Origin of the sequence: Aquiflexum sp., from assembly GCF_041749095.1 — a bacterium.
GTDB lineage: Bacteria > Bacteroidota > Bacteroidia > Cytophagales > Cyclobacteriaceae > Aquiflexum.
In genome coordinates, this window is record NZ_JBGTCA010000005.1 from 1 (window position 1) to 4799 (window position 4799).

Below are 4799 nucleotides of genomic sequence, written 5' to 3' on the forward strand. Positions count from 1 at the left end.
AATCGGGCTTAGTGCCAAACTTGCAGAAGGGCTGTTTTTTGAAACAAGTGGTAATTTGAATTTAAACTTTGGAAATATTTCAAATTTCAGTCCAACCCGAACGACTAGAGACTGGGATGGTAATATTGTAAATCAAAGTGTGCTTAACAGTTTGAGTAACGATTTCAATTTTAGTTACAGGTTGATGAATGAGAATATTCTTAGATACGCCAAGTCATTTGATGATTCGCATAATTTCAACTTTATGTTGGGCCACTCTGTCATTTATGATAAGGTAGATGGCTTTAGTGGTTCACTTCAGGGATTCCCTACTGATAATATTCAAGAATTCAATGGCGGGGGAGTACTTAATCCATCCGTAAGCGGTGGTGCTGCAGAAGAGGCATGGCAATCCTTCTTTGGTAGGGTCAATTATAACTATCAGGAAAAATACCTTTTTGAATTTAATTTAAGAAGGGATGGTTCATCCAAATTCGGTCCTGAGAACAGATATGGTACTTTCCCATCTGTATCAGCGGGTTGGAATATAGGGCGTGAAAGCTTTCTAGCAGGTTCCGAAGTTTTTTCTGATATCAAAGTCAGGGGTAGCTGGGGAATCAGTGGCAATGATAGAATCGGGAATTATATTTTCGAACAGACTTACAATACCGGTCTTGATTATCATATTGGGCAAAGTACCATTGTTCCTGCTGTAGCCCTTACATCCCTGGCAAATCCAAGTATCAGGTGGGAGAAAATCGAGCAATATAATTTTGGAGTGGACATGGCTTTGTTCCAAAATAAGTTGAATGTAACGATGGATTATTTTACCCGAATCAGCTCGGATATTCTTTACACAAATTTCCCGATTCCAAACTCCATCGGTGTAACCAATTTGGCTGCGCAGAATGCCGCAGGCATGGAAAACAGAGGTGTGGAATTGAATTTGAATTACCGCAAAACATTTGGACAATTCAGAATGGAAATTGGCGGTAACGTAACCCGTATGGCTGACAATAAAGTTACCAGTCTAGGTGATGGAGGGGAAGAAACCATTTCAGGCAATACCATCATTAGAATAGGTGTACCTTTCCAATCATACTTTGGATATCAGACGGAGGGTATTTTCCAGTCTCAAGAAGAGGTAGATGGTGCTCCTGTACAATTTGGAAGTAATATTACCGCTCCTGGTGATATTAGATATGCAGATATTAATGATGACGGTGTGATTAACGCTGATGATAGAGTAATCATAGGAAATCCTTTTCCAAGATGGATATATGGCGCCAATGCCAGTTTTAGTTATAAAAACTTTGATATAACAGCCATATTCCAAGGAATAGGCAGAGTGGATAGAATCATGAATGGAAATGGGCAGTTGCCAATGGCGGATGAAAGAAATAATGCACTCTCTTATTGGATTGACAGGTGGACGCCGGAAAATCCATCTGAAGTCCTCCCTAGACTTGGGGGTGTAAATAATCAATCGACTTCTACTTTCTACGTAGAAGACATGTCTTTCTTTAGAATGAAAAACCTGGAAATCGGATATAATTTACCGAAAGCCATTGCCCAAAGATTGTTGATGCAAAGGGCTAGGGTATTCATAGGTGGTCAAAATCTCCTGACTTTAACAAAGGTCAAAAATTTCGATCCTGAACGTCAAAGAGGAGGCAATACAGACAGACAGGCACCTCTTTACAAAGTTTATACTGCAGGTATCAACCTTAAATTTTAATCGTCATGAAAAAATTAGGAATATATATAATAGCGCTGCTGATCTTTGCAGCATGTTCAGATGATTATCTCGATAGAGGATCACTAACACAGTTGGCTTCAGGTAACTTTTGGCTGACAGAACAAGATGCACAATTAGGTATCAATGGAGTTTATGAAGCACTTCAAAATAGATCATTGTATAGTGGTAATTTAAATGGGCAAGCAGGTATACCTCAACATGACGGTTTATCTGACAATCTTTTCAATAACTATAAATTTGAGGGCCCCGGCAGATATATGGAAGGCAATGTAGAACCTGCGACTCCATTTTTCAATAATTTTTGGACATCTATTTATAGGGGAATTGGAGGTGCAAATACAGCTATCGAAAATATCGCATTAATATCTGATGCTAATATCTCTTCTGATGCTAGAAACGATTTAATGGGTCAAGCTTATTTCTTAAGGGCATTGTTTTATATGAATTTGGCCATCTATTTTGAAGAAGCACCTTTGATTTTGGAAGTCCAGACTTTAGAAAATGCCTATGTTCCCAAAAACACTTATGATGAACTTAAAGCAGCAATTGATGATGATTTTGCTAAAGCAATTGCAGCGCTTCCAGTTTCAAGGCCACAATCTGATTTTGGATATGCCACAAGAGGTGCAGCACTTTCGCTTGCGGCGAGGTGGCATTTGTATAATAAAGAATATCAACAAGTAGCAGATTTGACTGCTCAGGTAATGACAATGAACTACGGGCTATTCAATAATTACGAAACCTTATTTTCATTGGCTGGTGAACTGTCAAACGAGATTGTTTTTTCAGTAAGGTTCATTCAAGATCAATCCAACAATGGCGAGACATTCTCTTCCACATTTGAAGGTATTCCAAGAGTAAATGATCAACCCATGCCTAACTTGGTTGATGATTATTATTGTATAGATGGCCTTCCTATTTCAGAATCACCACTTTACAATCCTCAAAACAGGAAAGAAAATAGAGATCCACGCTTAGGAGCATCGATCTATTTTCAGGGTGATATATTCTTGATTCACTTGGACAGACCTTTCCGTGGAAATACAGCAACTCGTTTTGGTAGAAAGAAATACACACGAAACAATCTCTCACCGGAAGGAATTGGTGTGTTTCCTCCCGGTGGCCAAGATTACTATTTGATCCGATATGCGGAGGTGCTTTTGATGCGCGCAGAAGCTTTGGCCGAACTTGGACAGTTGGGCGAAGTGTATGAACTGGTGAATCAAGTAAGGGCTAGAGTGAATATGCCTGCCATCGAAGATGTCGAAGGTTCCGGTCTTGGGCAAGGTCAATTGATTGATATCATCAGGCATGAAAGAAGAGTGGAACTGGCTTTTGAATCCTTAAGGTTTTTTGATCTTAAAAGATGGGGAACAATGGAGTCTGCTTATCTAAGAGCGGCTGCCGACCCTGTAGGTCCTTATAACCCTCAATACAGGGGAAGAAGGTCTGAAACGTTTCCAATCCCTCAAAATGAATTGGACGCCAATAGGAATTTGGTCCAAAATCCTATTTGGAATTGATCTGACCAGATCATTTGATAAAAAACTTATAGTGCCAGATCCCTACGAGGGTCTGGTGCTATAATGTTCTTTTCAGTAAAGTCTCCAATATCTAGTTTCCTACCTGGTATGTTCAAACTGATTTTGTTCGCCATTATCTTTAGTGTTCCTTGGGAAAGCTATGCCCAATTGGCAAAAAGGTCTCCTAATATTGTCATTATTTTGACTGATGATCAGGGCTATGCTGATGTCGGGTTCAATGGCAGTAAAGAAATTCCTACTCCAAATATTGATCGTATTGCAGCCAATGGGACAATGTTCACTTCAGGATATGTTTCTTATGCTGTATGTGGGCCAAGTAGGGCTGGACTGATTACAGGAAGGTATCAGGATAAGTTTGGCTTTGCCAAAAACCCGCTTTTTGCACCAAATGATTCCACTATGGGACTGCCACTATCAGAGCAGACGCTTGGTGATTATCTTCAAAAAGCCTCCTACAAAACTTCAATCATTGGAAAATGGCATTTGGGGGCACACCAAACGCTTCATCCCAATCAACGGGGGTTTGATGAATTCTACGGTTTTCTATCTGGAGGACATCAGTATTTTCCTGAAAATTTAACCTTACAAGATGAGTTTGAAGTTGATTCCCAATTTGGTGCATACAGGACAAAACTTTTAAGAAATAAAGAAAGAGTGGAGGAAAAGGAGTATCTAACTGATGCGTTTTCCAGAGAAGCAGTGTCTTTTATTGAAAGGAATCATGAAGACCCATTCTTCTTATTCCTATCCTACAATGCTCCCCATGCACCCATGCAGGCGACAGAAAAATACCTCAGTAGGTTTCCCGAAATTTCAAATGAAAAAAGGAAAACGTATGCGGCAATGGCCTCCGCGGTGGATGATGGCGTCGGAAATATTCTAGATTTATTAAAGGAATTAGAGATTGAAGAAAATACAATTGTGTTTTTCCTTTCTGACAATGGTGGTCCAACGCCCGATAATGCTTCGGACAACAAACCATTAAGAGGAAAAAAGGGAGACTTCTTTGAGGGTGGGGTAAGGGTGCCATTTGCAGTGCAATGGAAAGGAGTGATTCCAAAAGGAACCACCTACGAATACCCGATCATTTCACTTGATATTTTCGGAACCATAGCAGGATTGATTGGTACAAAAACCAAGCACGAATTGGATGGAGTCAATTTGATTCCATACCTGACAGGTGAAAATCAAAATGCACCACATGAAGCTCTTTATTGGAGGAATTTCAATGCTGAAAGGTTTGCAATCCGAACACTTCATGACAAAATGATTTCTGGTCCAAATGAGCAATTCCTATTTGATATCAAAAACGATATTTCTGAAAAGCGAAATCTTGCCAGTGAAAATATTGCTCAGCTTGACGGTTTAGCAGATAAAATCAATACTTGGAAAAGCATGTTGAAAGATCCTCTCTTTATGGGGTTGTTGGAAGATGAAGCTTATTCCAAGCTTCACCCTGATCGGTATGGAAGAAAATCCAATCAATAAATTTTCAAAAAAAGCAATTAATTGATGAA

At 39.5% G+C, this 4799-nt stretch carries 3 protein-coding genes; all 3 read left to right on the forward strand.

Going from position 1 to position 4799, the window contains the following annotated elements; translation table 11 throughout:
- The coding region (locus tag ACEW8O_RS00235; protein ID WP_373492606.1) for a SusC/RagA family TonB-linked outer membrane protein at positions 1–1717 on the forward strand (1717 nt) is incomplete at its 5' end.
- 5 nt (positions 1718–1722) lie between these two features.
- Complete coding sequence (locus ACEW8O_RS00240) at positions 1723–3261, forward strand: RagB/SusD family nutrient uptake outer membrane protein (protein ID WP_373492607.1); 1539 nt, start codon at positions 1723–1725, stop codon at positions 3259–3261.
- 108 nt (positions 3262–3369) lie between these two features.
- The gene (locus tag ACEW8O_RS00245; protein ID WP_373492608.1) at positions 3370–4770 is read left to right on the forward strand and encodes a sulfatase-like hydrolase/transferase; all 1401 of its coding nucleotides are present in this window, start codon (positions 3370–3372) and stop codon (positions 4768–4770) included.
- The last annotated feature ends 29 nt before the right edge of the window (positions 4771–4799 follow it).

Excerpts from the sequence above, each read along its gene's own strand:
- ACEW8O_RS00240 (WP_373492607.1), top strand. The coding sequence starts at position 1,723 with ATGAAAAAATTAGGAATATATATAATAGCGCTGCTGATCTTTGCAGCA.
- ACEW8O_RS00245 (WP_373492608.1), top strand. The coding sequence starts at position 3,370 with ATGTTCAAACTGATTTTGTTCGCCATTATCTTTAGTGTTCCTTGGGAA.